Origin of the sequence: Chloroflexus islandicus, from assembly GCF_001650695.1 — a bacterium.
In the GTDB taxonomy this organism is placed as follows: domain Bacteria; phylum Chloroflexota; class Chloroflexia; order Chloroflexales; family Chloroflexaceae; genus Chloroflexus; species Chloroflexus islandicus.
Map to the genome: position 1 here is coordinate 1 of NZ_LWQS01000047.1, position 21369 is coordinate 21369.

The 21369-nt window shown below is 58.4% G+C and carries 21 protein-coding genes; 10 read left to right on the forward strand and 11 right to left on the reverse strand.

The annotated features are described in order from the left end of the window. The first annotated feature begins 606 nt into the window (after positions 1-606). On the forward strand, positions 607-1905 hold the full coding sequence (locus A6A03_RS08075) for a M14 family metallopeptidase (RefSeq protein ID WP_066786126.1): 1299 nt from the start codon (positions 607-609) through the stop codon (positions 1903-1905). Between the two features lie 11 nt (positions 1906-1916). On the opposite strand, the gene A6A03_RS08080 is transcribed toward A6A03_RS08075, so the two are convergent. From A6A03_RS08080 to A6A03_RS08095, 4 genes are all read right to left on the reverse strand, one after another. Further along, positions 1917-2507, reverse strand: a complete 591-nt coding sequence (locus A6A03_RS08080; protein WP_066786129.1) for an acyltransferase — start codon at positions 2505-2507, stop codon at positions 1917-1919. A gap of 29 nt (positions 2508-2536) precedes the next feature. Then, positions 2537-3109, reverse strand: a complete 573-nt coding sequence (locus A6A03_RS08085; protein ID WP_066786132.1) for a P-loop nucleotide/nucleoside kinase family protein — start codon at positions 3107-3109, stop codon at positions 2537-2539. Positions 3110-3938: 829 nt separating this feature from the next. Next, positions 3939-5213 carry an isocitrate lyase gene (aceA, locus tag A6A03_RS08090; RefSeq protein WP_066786136.1) on the reverse strand — a complete coding sequence of 425 codons (1275 nt, stop codon included), beginning with the start codon at positions 5211-5213 and terminating at the stop codon, positions 3939-3941. Positions 5214-5339: 126 nt separating this feature from the next. After that, positions 5340-5648: a nucleotide pyrophosphohydrolase gene (locus A6A03_RS08095; protein ID WP_066786139.1), complete on the reverse strand. Its 309-nt coding sequence runs from the start codon at positions 5646-5648 to the stop codon at positions 5340-5342. A gap of 214 nt (positions 5649-5862) precedes the next feature. Here A6A03_RS08095 and A6A03_RS08100 point away from each other — a divergent pair, with 214 nt between their 5' ends. The 5 genes from A6A03_RS08100 to A6A03_RS08115 all read left to right on the forward strand — a co-directional run bounded on the left by A6A03_RS08100 (position 5863) and on the right by A6A03_RS08115 (position 11243). Next, positions 5863-6081, forward strand: a complete 219-nt coding sequence (locus A6A03_RS08100; RefSeq protein ID WP_245668907.1) for a hypothetical protein — start codon at positions 5863-5865, stop codon at positions 6079-6081. A 193-nt stretch (positions 6082-6274) separates the two neighbouring features. Beyond that, positions 6275-7489, forward strand: a complete 1215-nt coding sequence (locus A6A03_RS19965; protein WP_076798235.1) for a DNA cytosine methyltransferase — start codon at positions 6275-6277, stop codon at positions 7487-7489. After that, on the forward strand, positions 7480-8496 hold the full coding sequence (locus A6A03_RS08105) for a hypothetical protein (protein WP_066786145.1): 1017 nt from the start codon (positions 7480-7482) through the stop codon (positions 8494-8496). Before A6A03_RS19965 ends, A6A03_RS08105 begins: the two co-directional genes overlap by 10 nt. A gap of 53 nt (positions 8497-8549) precedes the next feature. After that, positions 8550-9785 carry a threonine ammonia-lyase gene (gene ilvA / locus A6A03_RS08110; RefSeq protein ID WP_066786147.1) on the forward strand — a complete coding sequence of 412 codons (1236 nt, stop codon included), beginning with the start codon at positions 8550-8552 and terminating at the stop codon, positions 9783-9785. Between the two features lie 39 nt (positions 9786-9824). Next, entirely contained in the window at positions 9825-11243 is a 1419-nt protein-coding gene (locus A6A03_RS08115) for an FtsW/RodA/SpoVE family cell cycle protein (RefSeq protein ID WP_066786149.1), read from the forward strand. A 131-nt stretch (positions 11244-11374) separates the two neighbouring features. Here the strand turns inward: A6A03_RS08115 and A6A03_RS08120 are convergent, their stop codons facing one another. From A6A03_RS08120 to A6A03_RS08130, 3 genes are all read right to left on the reverse strand, one after another. After that, positions 11375-12565 (reverse strand): NAD(P)/FAD-dependent oxidoreductase, encoded by a 1191-nt coding sequence (locus A6A03_RS08120; protein ID WP_066786150.1) that lies wholly within the window; start codon positions 12563-12565, stop codon positions 11375-11377. 75 nt (positions 12566-12640) lie between these two features. After that, entirely contained in the window at positions 12641-13333 is a 693-nt protein-coding gene (locus tag A6A03_RS08125) for a DUF1641 domain-containing protein (RefSeq protein ID WP_066786153.1), read from the reverse strand. A 116-nt stretch (positions 13334-13449) separates the two neighbouring features. Beyond that, a complete protein-coding gene (locus A6A03_RS08130) occupies positions 13450-14850 on the reverse strand; it encodes an MBL fold metallo-hydrolase (protein ID WP_066786155.1) in 1401 nt (466 codons plus the stop codon). A gap of 338 nt (positions 14851-15188) precedes the next feature. On the opposite strand from A6A03_RS08130, the gene A6A03_RS08135 reads away from it, so the two are divergent. Continuing rightward, positions 15189-16085 (forward strand): LysR family transcriptional regulator, encoded by an 897-nt coding sequence (locus tag A6A03_RS08135; RefSeq protein ID WP_066786163.1) that lies wholly within the window; start codon positions 15189-15191, stop codon positions 16083-16085. Here the strand turns inward: A6A03_RS08135 and A6A03_RS08140 are convergent. The 4 genes from A6A03_RS08140 to A6A03_RS08155 form a co-directional block, all read right to left on the reverse strand. Then, positions 16082-16339, reverse strand: a complete 258-nt coding sequence (locus tag A6A03_RS08140; RefSeq protein WP_066786166.1) for an anti-sigma factor family protein — start codon at positions 16337-16339, stop codon at positions 16082-16084. The genes A6A03_RS08135 and A6A03_RS08140 overlap by 4 nt on opposite strands. A 93-nt stretch (positions 16340-16432) precedes the next feature. Continuing rightward, complete coding sequence (locus A6A03_RS08145; RefSeq protein WP_066786169.1) at positions 16433-17047, reverse strand: RNA polymerase sigma factor; 615 nt, start codon at positions 17045-17047, stop codon at positions 16433-16435. Positions 17048-17144: 97 nt separating this feature from the next. Further along, a complete protein-coding gene (pdo, locus tag A6A03_RS08150; protein ID WP_066786172.1) occupies positions 17145-17807 on the reverse strand; it encodes a protein disulfide oxidoreductase in 663 nt (220 codons plus the stop codon). An 84-nt stretch (positions 17808-17891) separates the two neighbouring features. After that, entirely contained in the window at positions 17892-19079 is a 1188-nt protein-coding gene (locus A6A03_RS08155; RefSeq protein ID WP_066786175.1) for an MFS transporter, read from the reverse strand. Positions 19080-19267: 188 nt separating this feature from the next. On the opposite strand from A6A03_RS08155, the gene A6A03_RS08160 reads away from it, so the two are divergent. From A6A03_RS08160 to A6A03_RS08170, 3 genes are all read left to right on the forward strand, one after another. Beyond that, positions 19268-19984, forward strand: coding sequence for an esterase family protein (locus A6A03_RS08160; RefSeq protein WP_066786179.1), 717 nt, complete (start codon positions 19268-19270; stop codon positions 19982-19984). 191 nt (positions 19985-20175) lie between these two features. Next, positions 20176-20748, forward strand: a complete 573-nt coding sequence (locus A6A03_RS08165; RefSeq protein ID WP_066786182.1) for a TadE/TadG family type IV pilus assembly protein — start codon at positions 20176-20178, stop codon at positions 20746-20748. Positions 20749-20764: 16 nt separating this feature from the next. Further along, positions 20765-21361, forward strand: a complete 597-nt coding sequence (locus A6A03_RS08170) for a TadE/TadG family type IV pilus assembly protein (protein WP_066786185.1) — start codon at positions 20765-20767, stop codon at positions 21359-21361. Positions 21362-21369 lie beyond the last annotated feature (8 nt).

The following is a 21369-nucleotide window of genomic DNA, read 5'->3' on the forward strand; positions in this document are numbered from 1 at the left end:
GCCCTGTTTCGCCGCAAGCAATGTCGTTGCCGTCAATCCGGCGGCTCCCCCTCAGGAGGTTGAGGGACGGACAGAACATGTAATCGAGCATAACCGTTGATCGCTGTGCGATGTCGTACAGCCCCGGGCTGCGCTCCCCATCACCCCTCCCCCAGCGGGGGAGGGGCAAGGGGTGGGGGCATCAGCCCGCGCAGCGGGCTTCGTACCCCTAGCCCGGCCCTTTCGGGCCGGGTACAGGACAGATGTTCTGTCCGCCCTTGAACCGGCGGCGGGAAGAGGGAGCGCGGGCCGCTGGCCCGCCTGATGGTGGGAAGAGGGCGCGCGGGCCGCTGGCCCGCCGTATGGCAAGATCGGTGATTGGGGGCGGTACATCCGCCAAGGAGCGTCCGGAATCCAGCTTCCAGATGTCATGGCGAGCCGCGCGGCGAAGCAATCTCCTGCGCGAGCGGGAGTCACACTTGCACGTGATCGATCCACCCGCTGCTTGCGACGCTCAACTGGTATTGCAACTAGACTATGTTAGCAAACGCACGGCCCCTAATGGTACACTAGAGATGAAAACTGCTCGTTGCGCGCGTGCCGGCCTGCATTGGTCTCAGCTAAACTATGCCACATCTCGTCTTGGCCATCTTGCTCATCATCGTAAGCTGGTTGCCCAGCGTACCGCCAGCTCAAGCCACGCCGATCCGCACCGTTGAAATTGGCCGTTCGGCTGAAGGCCGCCCCATCGAGGCCGTCATCTTCGGTGATGGCCCGCGGAAGTTGGTGGTGGTGGGGGCAACCCATGGCGCACCCGAAGCCAATACCTACCGGCTGGCTTTGGCGCTGATCGAGCATTTTCGCGCTAATCCCTCCGAAGTGCCGCCAGAAGTGCGGCTTGTGATCATTCCGCTGCTCAATCCTGATGGTATGGCGCGGGGCTGGCGGTTTGACGCCGCTGGCGTCGATCTCAACCGCAATATGGATACCAGCCACGATGCCTGCCCGGAAAACGACTGGCGGCAACGGGTGCAAGGCGCGCGCGGGATTGTCTCAGACACCGGCGGCCCTTATCCCGATTCCCAAGTCGAAACGCGCCTCATCCGCGCCTTCTTGCTCGATGCCGCCGGCGCCATCTTTCTCCACTCCAATGCCGGGTTGGTCTTTCCGGCCAGTTGCGAACATCAGCCATCCATTGCTATGGCTCAAGTGTACGCCGCTGCCGCTGGCTACGAATATGCGCGCTTCTGGGATCGCTACGCCATCACCGGCGGGATGCACGACTGGGCCGGCGGTCTTGGTATTGCCGCCATTACCCCCGAACTCGTCACCGGCGATCAGCCTGAGGTAGCCGAGAATCTCGCCGGTCTGCGCGCGGTGCTCACTCATGCTGATGAAGTGTTGCCGTTGCCCGCGCCGGGGATCATTAACGACACGCCGGTACCGGCAGTCATCTATCGCTTCTGGCGTGCGCTTGGCGGTGCAGAGCGTTTTGGCGCACCGCTCGCGCCAGCCGAGATTTCACCCGCTGGTATGCGCCAACGCTTCGCTCGCGCCGTAATCGTGGTTGATGAAACCTTGCGTGATACCGCCACCTACGTGCAGATGGCGCCGTTGGGGGCAGAGGCGGCGGCGGCGCAAGCGTATGGCGGCGGCGAAGCAATGGGCCGGCCCGCTGATTGGCCGTCCGGCCCGTTTGCCGCGTACTGGCAGCGTAACGGCGGCCAGATGCTCTTCGGCGATCCGCTGAGCGCGCCGTTGACTACGACCTTGCCCGATGGCAGCCAGCGCGTAGTCCAGTATTTCGAGCGCGCTGTACTGTTGCTCGATCCGGCCACCAACCAGATCGAACTGGCCCCGCTTGGCGAGTGGGAGATGGCGCGGGCGCAGCTCACGCTCCCACTCGCCCCGCACACCATTCGCTAATGCCCGCTACCCTACTCACCGCTCCCCACCAACGTCACTCTCCCGCACACCGGGCACGTGCGCGCCTCAGTCGTTGGCGCCGGCCCTCCCGGCAAGCGCGCACCGCATGGGCAAACATACCCAACCAGCCGGGCCGGATTGCCCATCACCAACCCGTAATCTGGCACATCGCGCGTCACCACCGCGCCAGCGGCCACCATCGCAAACCGGCCAATCGTGATCCCGCACACAATTGTTGCATTCGCGCCAATGCTGGCCCCGTAACGCACCAGTGTCGGCGTTACCGTCCAATCGTCCGCCCCTTTCAGCGTCCCATCCGGGTTGATCGCTCGCGGAGTTTTATCGTTGGTGAAGCAAGCGTGCGGCCCCACAAAGACCCCATCCTCGATCGTGACGCCGTGAAACACCGAGACATTGCTTTGCATCTTGACCCGGTTGCCAATCTGGACTCCGGCATCGAGATAACACCCCTTGCCAATGATCGACTCGCTGCCTACGGTTACACCTTCACGGATCTGAGTCCAATGCCACACACGGGTGTTTTCACCGATGTGAGCGCGCGGATCGACGGTTGCGGTCAGATGGATGATGGCTTGACTCATTGCGGTTGCTCCTTGCATACAGCGAGCAATCAGAGACCCTGTGCTCGTAATTGGGCTATCGTCCATTGCAGAATGGCATCCATATCAATTGATTCGGGAATCGTCGTATCAACCGTCAGTAGTGGGCCGCCAATTGGCAAGGGGGTAATATCGCCACGCGTGCGCACGACTTCCAAATCTGCCGGCGACATATCATCGCAGTGACCGGGATGGCGCTGGCCGAGCGCCACGCGCCGAATAATGCGTTCGGCCAGCACATGGCCGTTGGCGACGCAGCGGATCTGAACCGGACGAAAGGGGGCAATCGCTTGCAGGCGTTGCATGCGTAGTGTGTCGAGATCGACGCGGAAATTGCTCTCCATAATCACCGATTGGCCGCTGGCCAAAATCGTTGCCGCAGCATGGTAGAGCATCGCAATCGCTGTTGCCCCTACTTGCCGCGACCATTCCCGATCCGACCAACCAAGCCCATCGAACATCAATTCTTTAAAAGCGTCTTTGCTCAATAGCGGTAGGCGCAGGCCAGCGGCCAGCGCTTGCGAGAGGGTGGTTTTGCCGGTTGCCGGATGCCCGGTGACGATGATTAAAGTTGGAATTTGCACGCTTGTTATTATACATCGCGTTGGATCTGCTTGCCGGGGGTAGCGGTAAGGGTCAGCCTCTCTCCCGCATCGTGGGCGAGTGTCAGCAGCCCGCGCAGCGGGCTTTGCAACCATAGCCCGGCCCTTGAGGGCCGGGTTCTGGACAGATGTTCTGTCCGCCCTTGAACCCCAGTGGGTTGAGGGGTTAGGGGTGGGGGCAACCGCAAAGTCGCACAGGATTTCAACGCCAAGGCGCAAAGATCGCAGAGAACGCGAAGGGATTTGGTGGAAGCGATACGAGCGTGCTGGTGTCCCTGCCCTTCTCCGCGCCCGCGGCGCTCTCTGCGGCAACAAACATCTCCCCTCTCCCGCGCCAGTGGGAGAGGGGTTGGGGGTGAGGGCCAACAGCCCGCGCAGCGGGCTTCGTAACCATAGCCCGGCTCTGAAGGGCCGGGTTCCCTAGGTTGAGGGCATTAGGCTACTGCCGAGGATACAGAGGACAGGGTTCATCAAACCCCCTCTGCGCCCTCCGCGTCCTCTGCGCCTTTGCGTTTTCACGTCTCTGCGTCCTCTGCGCCTTTGCTCGCTTTGCGTCTTTGCGTTAACCCCCTCTGCGCCTTTGCTCGCTTTGCGTCTTTGCGTTAACCCCCTCTGCGCCTTTGCTCGCTTTGCGTCTTTGCGTTAACCCCCTCTGCGCCTTTGCTCGCTTTGCGTCTTTGCGTTAACCCCCTCTGCGCCTTTGCTCGCTTTGCGCCTTCTGTTCATCCCGCAATACAGCAGCGCCCCTCTCCCGCCTTGCGGGAGAGGGGCGCGGGGTGAGGGGCACTCCCCTAGTGGGGGTGTGAGCCTTCTAATGGAACTGCTCTTCCTCAGTGCTGCCGGTCAGCGCCGTGGTGCTGCTCTCACCGCCGGCGATCACCTGCGCCACCTCATCGAAGTAGCCAGTGCCCACCTCGCGCTGGTGGCGGGTTGCCGTATAGCCGTAAGCTTCGGCGGCGAACTCGGCCTGTTGCAGTTCGCTGTAGGCAGCCATCCCGCGATCGCGGTAGTTGCGCGCCAGCTCGAACATGCTGTAGTTGAGCGCGTGGAAGCCGGCCAGCGTCACAAACTGGAACTTGTAGCCCATCGCGCCCAATTCGCGCTGGAAGGCGGCGATCGTCGCGTCGTCGAGCTTCTTCTTCCAGTTGAACGACGGCGAGCAGTTGTAGGCCAGCAGCTTGCCGGGGAACTGAGCGTGGATCGCCTCGGCGAAGCGGCGCGCCTCTTCGAGGTTTGGCTCACTCGTTTCGCACCAGATCAGGTCGGCGTAGGGCGCGTAGGCCAAGCCGCGCGCGATCGCTTGATCGAGGCCGGCCCGCACCCGGTAGAAGCCCTCGCTGGTGCGCTCGCCGGTGCAGAAGGGCCGGTCGCGCTCATCGACATCGCTGGTCAGCAGCGTTGCTGCATTGGCGTCGGTGCGGGCGACGATGATCGTCGGCACTCCCATCACATCGGCGGCCAGCCGGGCCGCCACCAAGTTGCGGATCGCAGCCTGCGTCGGGATGAGCACCTTGCCACCCATGTGACCGCACTTCTTTTCGGAAGCAAGCTGATCCTCAAAATGCACCCCTGCCGCGCCGGCCTCGATATAGGCCTTCATAATCTCAAACACGTTGAGCGGGCCGCCAAAACCAGCTTCAGCGTCGGCCACAATCGGCGCAAACCAGTAAATATCGTCGCGCCCTTCGCTGTGATAGATCTGGTCGGCGCGCCGCAGCGCATTGTTGATGTTGCGCACCAACTGCGGCCCCGAATTCGCCGGATAGAGGCTCTGATCGGGGTACATCTGCCCGGCAAGGTTGGCGTCAGCCGCCACTTGCCATCCGCTCAGATAGATCGCTTTCAACCCGGCCTTCACCTGCTGCATCGCCTGATTGCCCGTCAACGCGCCCAGCGCGTTGATGTACGGCTCAGTATGCAACAAGTCCCACAAGCGTTCGGCCCCCATCCGCGCCAGCGTGTACTCGATCTGCACCGATCCGCGCAGACGGTACACGTCTTCCGGTGTGTACGGGCGCACAATGCCGGCAAAACGCGGCGAGTTCCAACTGTCGGCAATTTGCTTGATCTGTGCGGCACGATCCATGTGCGTTTCTCCGGTTTCCTCGTTGAACGTGACGAGCACGGTCTGAATATTTGACAGGTAGAATGCATTATAACACCCGTCGTTACGTCACGGTTACACGATTGTGAAACAGAGTGCGAACAACCGCTACCCCTCCCACGTGCGGCCATAGTTCTCGGCCAGCTTGGCGAGAATCGCCTGTTCGAGATCAATATCGAGCAGGTAAGCCAGTTGGAACAGATAGTTGGCGACATCGGCCAGCTCGCCGGCCAGCGCCTCGCGGTTACGCGGCTCATCCTGAAACTGAAAATGTTCGAGGATCTCAGCCGCTTCGACCGCCACCGAAATCGCAATGTTGCGCGGCGTCTGCGGGAAGATGCTATCCGGCGCGTACCAGCCTTTGTCGGTCACAAACCGGTTGATCGCATCAGTCAGTTCGGCAATGCTCATTGGCATCGAAAAAGCTCCTTTCTGTCTTAGGAGTAGTGAGCCGGGAGATGGGGACAGATGGATAAGATCAGCGCGCATCGCTCCCTTCCCAGCACGTTCTCTTCCCTACTCGCTATTCCCTGCTCCCTATTCCCTACTCGCTATTCCCTGCTCCCGATTTCCTGCAAATGGTACAATGACAGCCAAGCAAGGCGCAAGGGTAAAGGGTGCGAGGAGGTTGATGATGCTGACGATTGATCAAATTGCCCAGTATTGCGAGCAAGAGCTGGCTCGCTTACAATTGGCCGGCGACCGCGAAGAGTTGCGCCGGTTGCAGTTGGCGCTCGGCGTGCTCATGCGCGCCGCCGAACAAGCGCGCGACCGCGACACGGCAATGCGCTTCCGCGTGCTAGCGGCGCGGGCGGCCAATGCCCAAGAAATCATTGCCGGCGAGGATTAGGAGAGTTATTGGATGGCCTTCTTGTCTCTGCGAGTATGCAGGGTAATGCTATGCTGTTGTTCCTGTATGCTCGAAACCATATTCGTTTCATTTGTACAGGCTGGCTCATTGCATTATAAAGTTTGGCACCGTGTGGCAATTATGTCATAAAGCTTCGTAGAATGATCGTTTTTGTTGTATCGGGGTTGCTGATATGTCAGGGTTTACCTTTGTTGATCTCTTCTGCGGTGCAGGCGGCTTTTCACTTGGCTTCATAGAAACTGGATTTACATGTGTGCTAGCTGCTGATCATGATCAGTATGCTGTCAGAACATATCAATTAAATTTAGGTAATCATGTTCATTGCTTTAATATTACTAACCAAACGGATCTGCCATACGCAGATGTTGTTATTGGCGGGCCACCCTGTCAAGGCTTCTCTTCAGCCGGTCTACGTCGATTACATGATCAAAGAAATTCTTTGATAAGAGTATTTGCGAACTTGGTTGCTAACATAAAACCAAAAGCTTTTGTGTTTGAAAATGTTGAAGGATTTCTAACGATAGATAATGGCAGTTTGTTGCTTGATTTATTAGATCCACTCATTGAAGCTGGCTATCGTGTTCATGTACGAAAGGTGAATGCGGCTAATTATGGTGTCCCTCAGAATCGTAAGCGAATTATTGTGATCGGCGGGTTTGGGTGGGATCCAACCTTCCCGCTGCCAACCCATCAAGCCTTTGGTGCGCCGGGGGCAGCCAATGCATGTCGCCATTTACCGCTTTGTCCCACATTGGCAGATGCGCTCGCAGATTTGCCGCCGCCGGCCTTGATCCCGCCGGGTGAGCCACAGGGCTATGTGGTGCGTGAGCTGTCACCATTGGATCAACAACGCATTACCCTTTTACAACCCGGACAATCAATGAAGGACTTACCAGTATCGTTATGGCACGAAAGCTATCGCCGGCGCGCCTTCCGGCGGGTTCGTGACGGGATGCCTTCTGAACGGCGCGGCGGTGCGCCATTTGGGTTGCGCCGTTTACGCCTTGATCAGCCGGCTAGTACCATCACTTCGGGCGCCTTGACGGAATTTGTTCATCCTGTAGAACATCGATTTTTGACGCTGCGCGAATGTGCGCGCATCCAGTCTTTTCCTGATCACTTTGTCTTTGTTGGTTCAAATCATTCCTGTATCCTCCAGATCGCCAATGCTGTTCCATCTTTACTGAGCAAGATCGTGGCGTCCACATTATGGCAAGACCTGCAAGCTGGACGCCATCTTCAAACCATATCTTCAGGTGCGTTGCTTTCCTTCGTTCCAACTGTTGCTTCGGGGATGAGTCCAGTACTACAACGAGTCGACATGCTGGTCCGAAATCGTTATTTGCAATCGCATCGTGTACAGGAGCAATTGTCACTATGGCCTTGACTCAAGCGCAAAAAGCGCTCATTGCCCGTGTACGAGCGGCTGGTAGCAGCACGCTGGGAGTTGCGTTGAGTGATCCGGTCTGTAGTTTTCTTGTTGCTACCATTATTCGTGATTTAGGGATCGTTGATAAATTTCCTGAATTAGATGCGTTGTCATTGCCTGAATTTTTCTCTGAGCCTGATCTTGAACGTCTTTCCCTGCCTCAGATCGAGTTCATACCCTTATTTGAGCGTCTTGTCGCGCTGATACCTGACGCCGATACGTACTTTGCATGCCTTGCGACCTTGCACAAGAGTCGCCTCAAATATGTGCGTATTATCTCGTATCAGCCATTTCCTACTCTTGATCAGATAGGGCCGCGTGCATTGTTGCAATACGGTCAAATGGCTCCTTCTGCGTTAGCTGCTTTCTTACTTTGGCGAAAATGGTTATATGACCTTGATAATCGTGCTGCGCAAGAGACAGGCTATCTCTTTGAGCCAATTATCGCCAATGCTATTGGTGGCGTCGCGTTAAGTGCCGCAAAGAGTCCGATTCGGCGCCATCGTGATCCTTCCCGAGGGCGTCAAGTTGATTGTATTCGTGATCAGTTTGCCTATGAGATCAAAATGCGGGTGACAATCGCAGCTTCCGGGCAAGGAAGATGGCAAGAAGAGATCGATTTCCCACTGGATTGCCGGATGAGCGGATACGTTCCGGTGCTCATCGTGTTCGATCCTACCCCTAATCCTCGGCTTGAAGATTTGACCAAAGCCTTTCAGCGTGAACAAGGTATGGTGTATATTGGTGAAGCTGCTTGGCAACATCTTGCGCAAGCTGCCGGTGATATCATGAGCCGGTTTATTGAGAAGTATGTTAAGATGCCAATACCTCATGTGTTAAATGATGTACCAATATCGTTACCTCCCATCAAGTTTGTAATGACTGATGAACATTTCTGCATGACAATCGATGATACGCCAATGTGTTTCAAGCGCGATCCCCACGAGAGTCTTGAGCTTGAATAGATGATGATGGCGCCAATGAGGACGCTTGAACTCAAAAGGAGCAACGACGTTCCATGAGCCGATTTGCGATTGAGTTGGCCGATATTCAGGCCGCGCGGCGCGCGCTGCGCAACATTATTTTGCCCACGCCGGTGTTGCCGGCTACCCGCCTGAGCGCCGAGTTGGGCGGGCCGATCTTTTACAAGGCCGAAAATACCCAACAGAGCGGTTCGTTTAAGATCCGCGGCGCCTATAACACGATTGTCCATCTTTCTCCCGAAGAACAGGGTCGCGGGGTGATCGCCCCTTCCGCCGGCAACCATGCCCAAGGTGTGGCGCAGGCGGCCCAGTTGTTGGGGGTCAAAGCCACGATTGTGATGCCCGAACGCGCTCCCCTCACCAAGGTGGTCGCAACCCGTCGTCTCGGCGCTGAAGTCATTCTGCACGGCGCTACCTTTGACGATGCAGTGGCTTATGCCCATGCCCTTAAGGAAGAGCGCGGCTTGACCTATGTGCATGCCTTCGATCATCCGCGCGTGATTGCTGGACAGGGTACGATTGGCCTTGAATTGGTCGAAGCGCTGCCCGATTTACACCAGTTGGTGGTGCCGATCGGCGGCGGCGGTCTGATTAGTGGGATTGCCCTCGCCGTCAAGACCCTTCTCCCCCACGTGCGGATTGTTGGCGTGCAGGCCGCCGGTTGCGCACCGGTACCCGCTTCCCTCGCCGCCGGCCATCCGGTCACGGCGCCGGCGGCCCATACCATCGCCGATGGTATTGCTGTCAAGCGGCCCGGCGAGTTGACTCTGCCCATGATTCAGGCGCTCGTTGATGAAGTGGTGACGGTTGACGATGAAGAGATTGTGATGGCGATTGCCCATGTGCTGCAACATAGCCGGCTGGTCGTCGAGGGAGCCGGCGCAGCCGGTGTGGCGGCCCTGCTCAGCGGCAAGGTGCCGGTGCAGCCGAATCACGTTACTGCCACCGTACTCTGTGGCGGTAATATCGACGCTAACCTGCTCATGCGCGTGATCGAGTTTGCGTTGGTGCGGCAGGGCCGCTACCTCTTGCTGCGCACCAGCGTTGACGACCGTCCGGGAGGTTTGGCGGCGTTGGTCAACCATGTCGCTTCCACCGGCGCTAGTGTGATGGATCTCTTCCATCGCCGTGGGATGTGGCGAGTGCCGATCGATCGCGCCGGTGTCGAGCTGATCCTTGAGGTGCGCGATGAAGACCATGCCCAAGCGGTGATCGAGTCGCTCGAACGGGCCGGTTTCCATTGCGAGCGCGAATCGAATTGGCCGATTTAACATAAAAAGAAGCACCGCTCTGTTGGCTCAGGATGATCTATGGCGACATTACGCGCTGCCTTTACCCAGCTCCGCCGTTTACGCACCGTCGAATTGCAATTGCTGGTGACGGTGCTGCTCTTCTTTGCCGCCGGTTACCTGCTGGTAGTAGTGGCTACCGGCCAGAGCGAGTTGCAGACCACCCTCAGCGGGTTGGCGAGCATTCTTTGGCCCTCTAGCTTGCCGTTGCTGCTCTTCGTCGCGATTTCGCTCGGTCTGTCGTGGCGCAGTCCGACCGCTGACCAGTTGATTTTACCGCTGGTTGCTTTGCTAGCCGGTCTGAGCCTTATGATGACCGCGCGGCTTGAGCCGGGGTTGAACCAAATCGCTTTTTGCAGCAATGCCGCCGGCGAGCGTTTCCCGTGCTACGAAGGGATTGCCGCTAAGCAGACGTTGTGGGTGACGCTCGGCGCGGTGATTATGGCCGCGATCCTCTTCACGCCGCTCGATCGCATCTGCATCAGGCTGTTCCGCCTCTCGTTCATTGATGTGCTCGATCACTACCGCTACCTCTGGCTGTCGCTCGGCCTGTTGCTGATTTTGGCCACCTTCATCTTCGGGGTCGATCCCAACGCCAGCGGGGTGCGGGTCTGGTTTAATTTGGGGTTCTTCTACTTTCAGCCGTCGGAATTGCTCAAAATCATTCTGGTTATCTTCATGGCTTCCTACCTCAACGAATACCGTGAGGTGGTGCAGTCGAATTACCGGCTTGGCCCGCTGAAACTGCCGCCGTTGCCCTACTTAGTGCCGCTGGTCGGGATGTGGGGCATCGCGATGCTGACCATTGTCTTCCAGCGTGACTTGGGTGCTGCGTTGTTGCTCTTCGGCGTCTTTTTGGCCATGCTGTACGTGGCCACCGGCAGCGGCCTGTATGTGATGGTGGGGATGGCTGCCTTTGCCGGCGGCGCTTACCTGCTCTACCGGTTCTTGCCGATCGTCGGTTTGCGCGTGTCGGTCTGGCTCGATCCATGGGCAACGGCCCAAGGGTCCGGCTACCAGATCGTGCAAGCTATCTACGCGCTGGCTTCAGGGGGCATCTTTGGCGCTGGCTTGGGGCGCGGCGTGCCCGAATACGTGCCTGCCGTGCATACCGACTTTATCTTTGTGGCAATTGGCGAGGAAATGGGCTTAGCCGGTACGCTGGCCGTCTTGATTGCCTATCTGCTGCTCATCTTCCGCGGCTACCATCTGGCGCTGGCCATTCCCGGTCGTTTCCGCGGTTTCGAGCAGTTGTTGGTAGTGGGGCTGACCTCGATTATTGCCGTGCAGTCGTTGATTATCTTGGGCGGCAATCTCCGCCTGATCCCGCTCACCGGCATTACGCTCCCGTTTATCTCGTATGGCGGCTCGTCGATTATCATCAACTTTTTGATCGTTGGCCTGCTTCTGCGCATTTCGGTCAGCGATCAACGCTATTAAACCGCATAGAGACGGCCCATGAGGCCGTCTCTACGTGGGGAGGGAGGAGACCCGGAAAATATTCTCTATCGCGGCGCGCTGTGCCCGAGCCTAGCGCGCTCTACCCTGTACGGGCACAGCGTGCTGTGCTCTTACATCCGTCCGCGCAGCATCCCGTTCCAATACATCGCCGGCAAGCCATACGCCTTCAGCGCGTACATACTGTAGCGCTCTTGCGACTGATCGAACGGGAAGCTCTCCTTGGGCTGGTTCGTATAGTCGAACTCGGCCAAGATCAGGCTGCCGTAACCGGTCACCAGCGGGCACGAGGTGTAGCCGTCGTAGGTGGCGGGCAGCGTCTCTTTCGCCATCGCCGCTGTCAGATTGGCTACCAGCACCGGCGCTTGCTTGCGGATCGCTGCGCCGGTCTTCGAGGTCGGCAGGTTGGCGCAGTCGCCAAGGCTAAACACGTTCGGATAGCGCTTGTGCTGCAAGGTGTACTGGTCGACATCCACCCAGCCGCTCGAATGGGCCAGCGCGCTGCTCTTAATCACATCCGGCGCGCTCTGCGGCGGCGAGACGTGCAGCATATCGAAGTTGACCGTCACCGTCTCGCGGGTGGCAAGGTTGAGGAAGACCGCCTCACGCGCTTCGCCGCGCACCTCAATCAGGTCATGCTGGAAGTGAACGTTGATCCCTTTGCGCGCCACCACCCGGTTGAGTGCATCGGCATACTTCTTCACCGCGAAGATCGACGCGCCGGCGTGATAGAAGTTGAGCTGGGTCTGCTGGCGCACCCCCGACCGGCGGAAGTAGTCGTCGGCCAGATAGACGATCTTCTGCGGTGCGCCGCCGCACTTGATCGGCGTGCTGGGGTGAGTGAAGACTGCGTTGCCGCCGCGGAAGGTGCGAATATTCTGCCACGTGTACTCGACCGTGTCGTAGGAGTAGTTCGAGCAGACGCCATTCTTGCCCAACGTTTCAGGCAAGCCTTTGATCTTGCCCCAGTCAATCTGAATCCCCAGCGCCACGACGAGAAAGTCGTAGGTAATGGTTTCGCCATTGCCAAGAGTGAGGCTGTTGTTGTCAGGGTCGAACGCCTTGACCTTCTCTTTGATCCACGTCACTCCCGGCGGGATGTAGTCGGCTTCGGGCCGGGCCGATTGCTCACGCGGGAAGACCCCGCCGCCGACCAGCGTCCACAACGGCTGATAGTAGTGGACTTCCGCCGGCTCGATCAAGGCAATCTCCGGCGGATTGGGTTGATCCATCAGTTGGGCAGCGACCGTCAAACCACCGGTGCCGCCGCCAGCGATAATGACTTGATAGTGGCTCTTGGCCATAGCAGTTTCCTCTTTCTCTTGTCTGCGCGGCGTACATGCCGCAATGCTACTGAACGGTCGTCAATGCAATCGTGCTTACCCCAGCTTCTGCCCAAACCGTTCGGCGAAGTTGAGGGCAAAGCCGAGCGAGCGTTGCACGTCACGGTTAAAGAGCGCGCCAAACAGCGCCATCGGCCCGGCCCGGCGCGGCTCGCGTTGCGCGCTCACCAGCGCGTGCGCTGCGGCTCCCATCACTTGCAAGGTCTTCGGATCGAGCACGCCTGAGCTCATCAGCGCCTTGACCTCTTCCGATTGCATCAAGGTCAGGAAGTTGCGCAGCGCGATGAGGCCTTGGCGGATCGTGCCTTCGATATCGACACCCTGCTTGTTCACCGCAGCGTACAGCTCGTCGATCATGTCAACCGTCATTGCGGCAAAGCCGGGGGCTTGGCGAGCCAGTTGTTCGAGGGTAACGAGTTGCTCGCTCAACCCGGCCAGCGCGCGCAGTGTCGCCGGTTCAGTCAGCCGCTCCAGCGCATGCAACCCCACCTTCAACCGCTCGTCAATATCGACGCCGGCGCTCGCTGCATCGCGATACAATCCGTCAACGGTATCGGTCGCCATGGCCAATAACGCCGGCGCCTCGTCGGCCAGCGTGTTTACCTTCGCCAGATGCTGCTCGAGCCGATCCATCCGCTCCATCATCTGGGTCAACAGCTCAGCGATGTGACCGTTGTCAAGCGTCTGCATCTCAGCGGTTGGCGTCCCATTGGTTGGTGTGTATGTCATAGCTCTTCCTGCGTGTTGCGCCCGCTCACCGGCGGGCAAAACCAATCACTCGCGATCTATGGCCTCACCCCCACGGCAGGCAATGCCTGTCCTGCCATGGGGGTGATCGAGAAGGGTTAGACGGCTACCGATTCAGCCAATTCGCGCCATGTGCCTTGCGGGTCAACAAGGGTGGCGATATTGGTGAAGCCAAAGCGGCGCAGCACGCTCGTGCCGACTTGCGAGCGGTAGCCGGTGGCGCAGTGAGCGATGATCGGCTTGTCGCGCGGAATTTCATCCAACCGCCGCGGCAGGTAGCCAACCGGAATGTGCAGCGCGCCGGGCAGATGGATCTCTTCGTACTCGGTCAGGTTGCGCATATCGAGGATGACAGCCGACTGGTCGGCCAGCGCCGCGCTCAGATCCTTGACCGTGGCGGTGGGCAGTTGGGCCAGATTGCCACCCAGCGCCGACGCCGGCACGTACCCCGGAATATCATCAACGCCAATTGCCCGCAAATCCTTCAAAATCTCGGTCATATCGGCGTCATCCGGCACCACGAGGTACGTCGGCTTGGTGAAGTCAACGAACCAACCAACGTAGCTGCTGTACATCTTGCGGATCGGTACGCTGATGCTGCCCGGCACGTGACCGGCGACAAATTCGGCGGCGCTGCGCAGGTCGAACACGATCGCACCTTCGGCGATGGCTTTGTCGAGCACCGGTCGCTCGATCTCGACCGGTACCGCCAGATCGCGCAGCAACGCCGGCCCGACCTTGTTCACGTATTTCATGCGGGCAAAGTAGCGCGGCGGCTCAGGCTGGCCGTGCAGTAGCCACTTCACAAACGCATCTTCGTCGTCAAATTGGAATGCCGGATTGAACCGCTTCTCGTAGCCAAGCGTGCTCGATGGGATTGCACCTAACGCCTTGCCGCAAGCGCTGCCCGAACCGTGCGCCGGCCATACCTGCAAATAATCAGGCAACGCCTTAAACCGCTGCACCGAATGGAATTGCCGGCGCGCACCCGGCTCCTTGGTGCCGGCAATGCCTGCCGCCTCTTCCAGCAGGTCAGGCCGGCCTACGTCGCCAACAAAGAGGAAGTCGCCGGTGAAAATGCCCATCGGCTGGTCAGCGCCTGCCGTGTCGGTAATCATAAATGCGATGTGCTCGGGAGTGTGGCCGGGGGTGGCGATAACCTGCACTTTAATGTTGCCGACCATCCACGTATCGCCATCTTTGACCAAAATCGCTTTGCTCACTTCGGGGTAGGCATATTTCCAATTCTCATCGCCCATGTCGCTCAGATACATCTGCGCGCCAGTGCGAGCCGCCAATTCGCGCACCCCGCTCACAAAGTCGGCATGAATGTGGGTTTCGGTAACGTGGGTGATCCGCAAGCCTTCCTTCGCTGCTACCCGCAAATATGGCTCGACATCACGCATGGGGTCGATCACCATCGCCTCGCCGGTCTTGGCGCACCCGATGAGGTAAGAAGCCTGCGCCAGCATCTCATCGTAGAAGTACTTCAGCAACATCGCTCTCGTTCCCTTCTTTCATTACTGTCCGTTCGTCACCAAAGCGAGGGACACACTCCTGTGTTACAGCATTGGCGCCAACTGCTTGTCTGGAGTGTTGGGATTGTTTGTACGCAGGATAACAAAAATCACCCCTTGGCAGAAGCCCGATCTTGCTTATACTATCTCTTAGCAAAAACTTATATCTGTGATGAGAAATGATCATTGCTCCAAAGAATGAACGTGCCGATCCCGCTAGCGACGGCATGCTAGGATGACCACGGTGTGATAATCACGGCGCATGATGGCGACGGCGTTCGTGGCGTATCGTAAGGCTGCTGCAAACTGGGAGAGCAACGATGCTCGATCTGTACAAACTCGATATCTTTACCCGCGTGGTGGCTGCCGGCAGCCTCAGCAAGGCGGCTGAGCAGTTGCACATGACCCAATCGGGCGTCAGCCAGCACATTCGCGCGCTCGAAGATGCGCTGGGTACCGAGTTGTTTGCCCGTGGCCGGCGCGGGGTGGAGTTGACGCCGGCTGGGCAGCGGTTATTGTCGTATTGCGAGAGCATCTTTCGGCTTGTGGCCGAGGCCGAATTGGCCGTCACTGATGTCGCCGGCTTGCGGGCCGGCCAGTTGACGATTGGCGTTACTCCCGGCGTCAGCGCCTATTTGTTGCCCGAGTGGGTGCAGATGTTTGGTCAGCGGTATCCCAACCTCGCCGTGAGCGCCCAAACCGGCACTTCGCCGGCGATTGTGGCCGAATTACGCAGTGGTATGCTTGATCTTGGCGCGATTGAGGGGGAACTCGATGGCGCTGATACTGATATTCAGCAGCAGCCGTTACGCGAGTTTGATCAATACGTGATTGTGGGCCGCCGCCATCCGTGGTGGGGGCGCGCAGAGGTGCATCTGAGCGAGTTGGCTGGCCAGCCGATGGTGATGCGCCAGTCGAACAGCCAAACCCGTGCATGGCTTGATCAGGCGTTGCGCGAACAATCGCTCACGCCGCGCGTCATTGCCGAACTCGATAACCTTGAGTCGATCAAGCGAATGGTGATGATCGGCACGGGGCTGACGATTTTGCCCCTCTACACCATCACCGCCGAGCAAGAGGTGGGTGCGTTGCATCCCATCCCAATCAGCGGCCGGCTCCTACGCCGCACGCTCCGGCTGCTGTGGCGCGCGGCCCGCCCGCTCTCGCCAGTGGCCTATGCGTTTCGCCAATTGCTGATTACCCACTACGGCCGCTAATGCTGCTTAAACGGCATCTGTTGCTGCATCTGGTGAATGAGCCGATCTTCGAGTGCAGGCGGCAATGGCGGTGGCAGATCGTCAAGATGGTGCAGCAAGTCGACCGTTTGTTGCAACGACGCTAGTAACTCTTGGCATTCGGGGCACTGGCGCAGATGCTCTTCCAACTCAGCGCACGAAGCGGCGCTAAGTTCGCCGTCAAGGTAATCGTTCAAGCGATCAATCAGGTCGAGGCAGTGATCGTTGCGTTCCATTGGCATCCTCGCGGTTGGGGCAACCTCTGCGTTGCCGCGCTGATCCCAGCGCAAGCGGGCGATGTGGGCAGGCGGGCGACGTGTACGTCGCCCTTACCTGTCACTACTCGACGCTTCAACATAGCGCGCCAGCGCTTCACGCAATCGTAACCGGGCTCGGTGCAGCCGCACCTTTACCGCGCCGGGGCTAATGCCGAGCCGCTCGGCGGTCTCTTCCGTGCTGAGTTGCTCGATATCGCGCAACACAATCACGGTCCGTAACGCATCAGGCAATTCGGCAATCGCCTGCGCAATCTCACGCCGTAATTCGCCATCGAGCACGTTCCGCGCCGGATCGATCGCCCACGTCGTTTTGTGAGGCAGCGCCGTCTCGTCCGGGGCCAGTTCGCCAACCGCATCGAGCGCGACTTGCGGTCGTTTTTGGCGCAGCAGCATCAACCCTTCGTTTGAGGCGATCCGGTAGAGCCAACTGCTTAAGCTGCCAGCGCCAGTATATTCCGGCAGCGCCGCGCATGCCTTGATAAACGTCGTCTGCAAGACGTTCTCGGCATCGTCGGCGTCGCCGAGCAGGTGCAGTGCGCGGGCGTAGACCAGCGGCGCAAAGCGTTTGACAAAACAGGTGCAGGCATCAGGGTCGCCGCGGCGCAAGCCGGCGAGCAAGGCCTGTTCATCGTCATAGAGTGAGAGGTCAATAATTGGTCCCGGCACAACAGTTCCTCCATCGTAGACGTGATGGCATAGATTCAGTATATCACGTCTACGATGGCAGTTCTGTAGCGCCGCCGGCCGGGCGCCCAACGACGCATTACGCCGCGGCGACAATCGCCTCGCGCAGTTTGTTGGCCATCATTCCCTCTGGCACGGCGCCTTCGATATGCACCAGATCGTCGATCACCGTCTTCGGCACGCCCATCACCGCATAGCGATCGCCGAGTTCAGGGAATTCGGTCACTTCGATGCCTTCGGCGGTAATGTACGGGTTGGCCAACGCCAGCCGGTAGGCCATTACCACCGCCCGCGGGCAGTAGGGGCAGGTCGGCGTCACAAAGACCTGCAAGTGCATCGGCGCCTTGATCGTGTCCAGCAGCTCCATCGTCGCCGGCTGCAGATCAGGCTGGGTGGCGCCGCCAGCCAACCGGATCGCCTCGATCAACGAAGCAAACTCGTAGCCGCTGGGCAAGCCGGCGAAGCGCAGGCCGTGATTTTTTCGCTCTTCCCCAACCAAAAAGACGATCCCCGGCGCTTTGTCGACGCCAAGCTCGGCTGCATACGCGCCGTCTTTGTCCAAATCATAGACGCTCAAGCGCAGCAGCGGGTTGAGTGCTACCACCTCTTGCAGCAGCTCGTGGGTCACATCGCTGTATTCGCCGCTCTCTTCCGACGTAAACAGCACGATCTCGACTGGCCGGTTCAGACCAGCGAACGCCTCCCGCACTGCCTTGCGATCTTTTTCCTGCATCAGAGCCATTGGTTTGTTTCCTTTCACGCCATAATCATTGCAATTGCTACCTATCAGATGCACCCGCAGGAGTGTTGGTTACACGGCGTTTTTTCAGGCATCACCCTCCTTCATAAACAGAACTCCGATCCCAACCCCGATCAACACCAGTATGCCGGCAATCGTGCTAGTGAGAGCATAGCTGGCGGTGGCGCTGATCCATGGCCCGGCCAGTGAACCTACAATCCGCCCCCCGCCAATGCAAGCGGTCATGAGCGCGAGCAGCGCGCCGCGCCACTGCGCGCTGAGCCCGCTCATAAGCGGGAAGGTCGAGACGATCGCAAACTCGAAGCACAGGTCAAAGGCTAACAGGAGGGCCAAAAAGACCGGCCACGATCCGCTCTGCGGCAAGAGCAGCAACCAGACGCCGACGAGCAAAAATCCGCCTAATACCGCTCGGCGCTTGCCGATCCGGTCGGTGAAGAGCGTCGCGCCCAGCGAACCAATCAACTCAACCACTCCCAGCAATCCGAAGACGAACCCAAGCTCGGCGGTCGTGGCGTTAAATGCGCTGCTCAGCCAACCGGCGTAACTGACAAAGATCAATTCAACCGCAGCTAATTGGATGAAGATGAATCCCAATGCAGCCAGAATGTTCGGTTGCCGTAAGAGATGCCAGAGCTGATTCGCAGATGCTGGCTGGTGCGGTTGGCGGGATGGCGGTTGGGCATCGTTCGGTAACATGATATACGATATGACCATCATGCTGCCAGCGATCGTCAAGCCGGCAAAGATCGGGGCGATCCCCCATCGTTCCGCGCCCCACGTGATCAGCGGTACGCCGAGCAGCGCCGAGAGCGCCCAACTCAACTCGAGCACGCCGAGCATCCGCGCGCGCCGTTCGTAGCGGCTGCGCGCGCTAACGTAACTTTGCAGCGCCGGCATACCCACCGCGATGGCGAGGCCAATCACCGCATACCCAAGCAGAAACGGGATAAAGGCGGCGCTCATCGCACAAAGCGCCGCGCCGATCGTAAAGATGACCCCGCCCCAAATCATCGTGGCCCGATCGCCGATGCTATCACTCAGCATCCCGCCCAACGGGCTCAGCAGCGACGCCGCTACTTGAACCGTGATCAACAGGCTGGCGGTGGTCAGATCAACTGCAAAGCCGGCGGCCAAAAATCCCAATAGCGGATAGACCATGCGGAAGGCGAGACTGACCAGCCAGCGGCCCCAGACCAGTGTCAACAGTTGGGGCCATGTCAGCTCGCGTGCGTACTGAGCGGTCAGGGTTGTCATGTCAATAAACCTTGTCAAATGCAATGCGATCACAGGGGTTGAACCCGTAGCGAGGGCAGGCAGCGGCTATGCAGCGCATTGCCCAATCCTATCCCTCCTTTATCGACTCCTTTCATTGACAGACCATTGCGCGCAGGCTATCATTTCACCTATTGTCATCGCCGCTTTGAAATGCACCCGTTTGGAATATGCAACGACAATACCATGCATGGCACAGTCCTGCCCTCAATCGAACGATGGAATTGCTCATCTTCGGTCACGCTGGTGCACCAGTGTTGGTCTTCCCCACTTCGCACGGACGCTTCTACGAATACGAAGATCGCGGCATGGTGGCGGCGCTTGGCCATCATCTCGAGCAAGGATGGATTCAACTGGTTTGCGTCGATAGCGTCTACAGTGAAAGTTGGTACAACTATAGCGCTGATGCCGATGCGCGGATGTGGCGAGAAGAGCAATATGAGCACTATCTGATCACTGAAGTCTTGCCGCTGGTGCGCCATCTTAATCCCAATCCATTCTTGATGGCCACCGGTTGTTCGTTTGGGGCCAGCGAGGCGGTGATCTTTACGCTCCGCCATCCCGGCTTAGTGCGGCGCGTCATCGGCCTCTCAGGGTTGTACGATCTCAAGCGGTTTTTTACCAACTATACGCAGGGCGTCTACTTCCACAATCCGATTGATTTCGTGCCCAATCTCAACGATCCGTGGACGATCGATCGCTTGCGCGAAACCGACATTATTCTCGTCACGGGGCGCGACGACCCGTCGGCATGGTCAAATGAACTGCTGTCGAGCCAATTGTGGGCCAAGGGGATCGGCAATGCCTTGCGGATTTGGGATGGCTGGTATCACGACTGGCCGTATTGGCAACGGATGATCGTGCAGTACATCGGCGGGCATGACTAACAGCAACCTCATTATCGGGTATGCTTGCGCGGCGCATCTGGCGACCAAACCGGTGATTCAATCAAGCTGTTACATCGTTGCAACGCCAGAAGACGCTCGTTGAAAAACCCGGTACCTTCGGACTATTCCGCATCATCGACGCCAGTCATATACTAACGGCTAGAGCAAACGTGTTCACGGGAGCGCATGCCATGAAACCAAAATCCGGCCAATCAATCGTGGAAATGGCACTCTTGCTGCCCGTCATGCTGATTGTGTTATTTGGCATCATCGAGTTTGGTTATTTGATTTTTGCCTATTCGATGGTGTCGCAGGCAGCACGCAATGGCGCCGAGGTTGCAGCGCAGTTGCCACCCCATCAAACATGGTTGGATCTGCGCAACAACCCGCCGTCCGGCTATCCCGGCTTTACCGCTGACGCTTGTGTACGCGGCATTATCGAAGCCATTCGTTCGGACGTAGTCTTGTTCGATGGCTCAGCGAATGAGGGGCGGGCAATCGAGAATTTCGTGATCATCCGTTACCCCAATGGCGGCCAGACGCGCAATCTCAGCGATCGCGGCCCAATTGAGATTGAGATTAACTATCCGGTACGTACCATTACCCCGTTGTTCGAGCTGATCGGGATTCGCAACGGCACGATCAATCTGCGGGTTGTGCAGCGCCGGTCGCTTGAAAATCTGGGTGTTGATCCGACTAACCCGCGAGGGGTGGCCTGCGCTCGTGATGTGGCCGATTGGCGCGATTTGCAGCAAGGTAGATAGCCGTTGTGAGGGAACTATGATCAAGAAACATCGTCGCAAAACGGTTGGTCAGGCGCTGGTTGAGTTCGCTCTCGCGGCTACGATAATCTTTCTTTTGCTGGCAGCAGCGGTTGATCTTGGCTTGATCTTCTTTACCTTGCAAGCGCTGCGCGTTGCTGCTCAAGAAGGCGCTACGTATGGTAGTTATCCGGTGGTTGTAACGAATAGCAGCGGTCAGGTGACGGAGGTGCGGCTGAATTATCAAGAGATTTTCAATCGTATTCGCACCGCTGGCGGCACTCGCCCATCAGGCGTGGCTAATCTGCTTGACCTGAATGGTGATGGTATTAACGACACTGCCCAGACCATCGTCTTCAATCCAAATAATCCGACGAACCCGAACGGGTTTGTGATTATTGAAAACCCACGGGGGTCTAATCCGACGAACCTGAGCGGCACGTGCTCAACCACAACGCCACGAGCCGATATGCGCAATGCCGGCCAGAACTGTTGGATTCGGGTCACTGTGCGGTACCGTTACCGGCTCTTTTTCCCGCTAGCGCCGGCATTCGGTCGAGAAATTATCTTGCGTGTCACCCATACGATGCCTATTCGCAGCCAGTTTGTCGGTTAATGATCTGC

Coding starts and splice junctions, on each gene's coding strand:
- A6A03_RS08075 (WP_066786126.1), top strand. CDS start 607: ATGCCACATCTCGTCTTGGCCATCTTGCTCATCATCGTAAGCTGGTTG.
- A6A03_RS08080 (WP_066786129.1), bottom strand. CDS start 2,507: ATGAGTCAAGCCATCATCCATCTGACCGCAACCGTCGATCCGCGCGCT.
- aceA (WP_066786136.1), bottom strand. CDS start 5,213: ATGGATCGTGCCGCACAGATCAAGCAAATTGCCGACAGTTGGAACTCG.
- A6A03_RS08095 (WP_066786139.1), bottom strand. CDS start 5,648: ATGCCAATGAGCATTGCCGAACTGACTGATGCGATCAACCGGTTTGTG.
- A6A03_RS08100 (WP_245668907.1), top strand. CDS start 5,863: ATGATGCTGACGATTGATCAAATTGCCCAGTATTGCGAGCAAGAGCTG.
- A6A03_RS19965 (WP_076798235.1), top strand. CDS start 6,275: ATGTCAGGGTTTACCTTTGTTGATCTCTTCTGCGGTGCAGGCGGCTTT.
- A6A03_RS08105 (WP_066786145.1), top strand. CDS start 7,480: ATGGCCTTGACTCAAGCGCAAAAAGCGCTCATTGCCCGTGTACGAGCG.
- ilvA (WP_066786147.1), top strand. CDS start 8,550: ATGAGCCGATTTGCGATTGAGTTGGCCGATATTCAGGCCGCGCGGCGC.
- A6A03_RS08115 (WP_066786149.1), top strand. CDS start 9,825: ATGGCGACATTACGCGCTGCCTTTACCCAGCTCCGCCGTTTACGCACC.
- A6A03_RS08120 (WP_066786150.1), bottom strand. CDS start 12,565: ATGGCCAAGAGCCACTATCAAGTCATTATCGCTGGCGGCGGCACCGGT.
- A6A03_RS08125 (WP_066786153.1), bottom strand. CDS start 13,333: ATGACATACACACCAACCAATGGGACGCCAACCGCTGAGATGCAGACG.
- A6A03_RS08130 (WP_066786155.1), bottom strand. CDS start 14,850: ATGTTGCTGAAGTACTTCTACGATGAGATGCTGGCGCAGGCTTCTTAC.
- A6A03_RS08135 (WP_066786163.1), top strand. CDS start 15,189: ATGCTCGATCTGTACAAACTCGATATCTTTACCCGCGTGGTGGCTGCC.
- A6A03_RS08140 (WP_066786166.1), bottom strand. CDS start 16,339: ATGGAACGCAACGATCACTGCCTCGACCTGATTGATCGCTTGAACGAT.
- pdo (WP_066786172.1), bottom strand. CDS start 17,807: ATGGCTCTGATGCAGGAAAAAGATCGCAAGGCAGTGCGGGAGGCGTTC.
- A6A03_RS08155 (WP_066786175.1), bottom strand. CDS start 19,079: ATGACAACCCTGACCGCTCAGTACGCACGCGAGCTGACATGGCCCCAA.
- A6A03_RS08160 (WP_066786179.1), top strand. CDS start 19,268: ATGCAACGACAATACCATGCATGGCACAGTCCTGCCCTCAATCGAACG.
- A6A03_RS08165 (WP_066786182.1), top strand. CDS start 20,176: ATGAAACCAAAATCCGGCCAATCAATCGTGGAAATGGCACTCTTGCTG.
- A6A03_RS08170 (WP_066786185.1), top strand. CDS start 20,765: ATGATCAAGAAACATCGTCGCAAAACGGTTGGTCAGGCGCTGGTTGAG.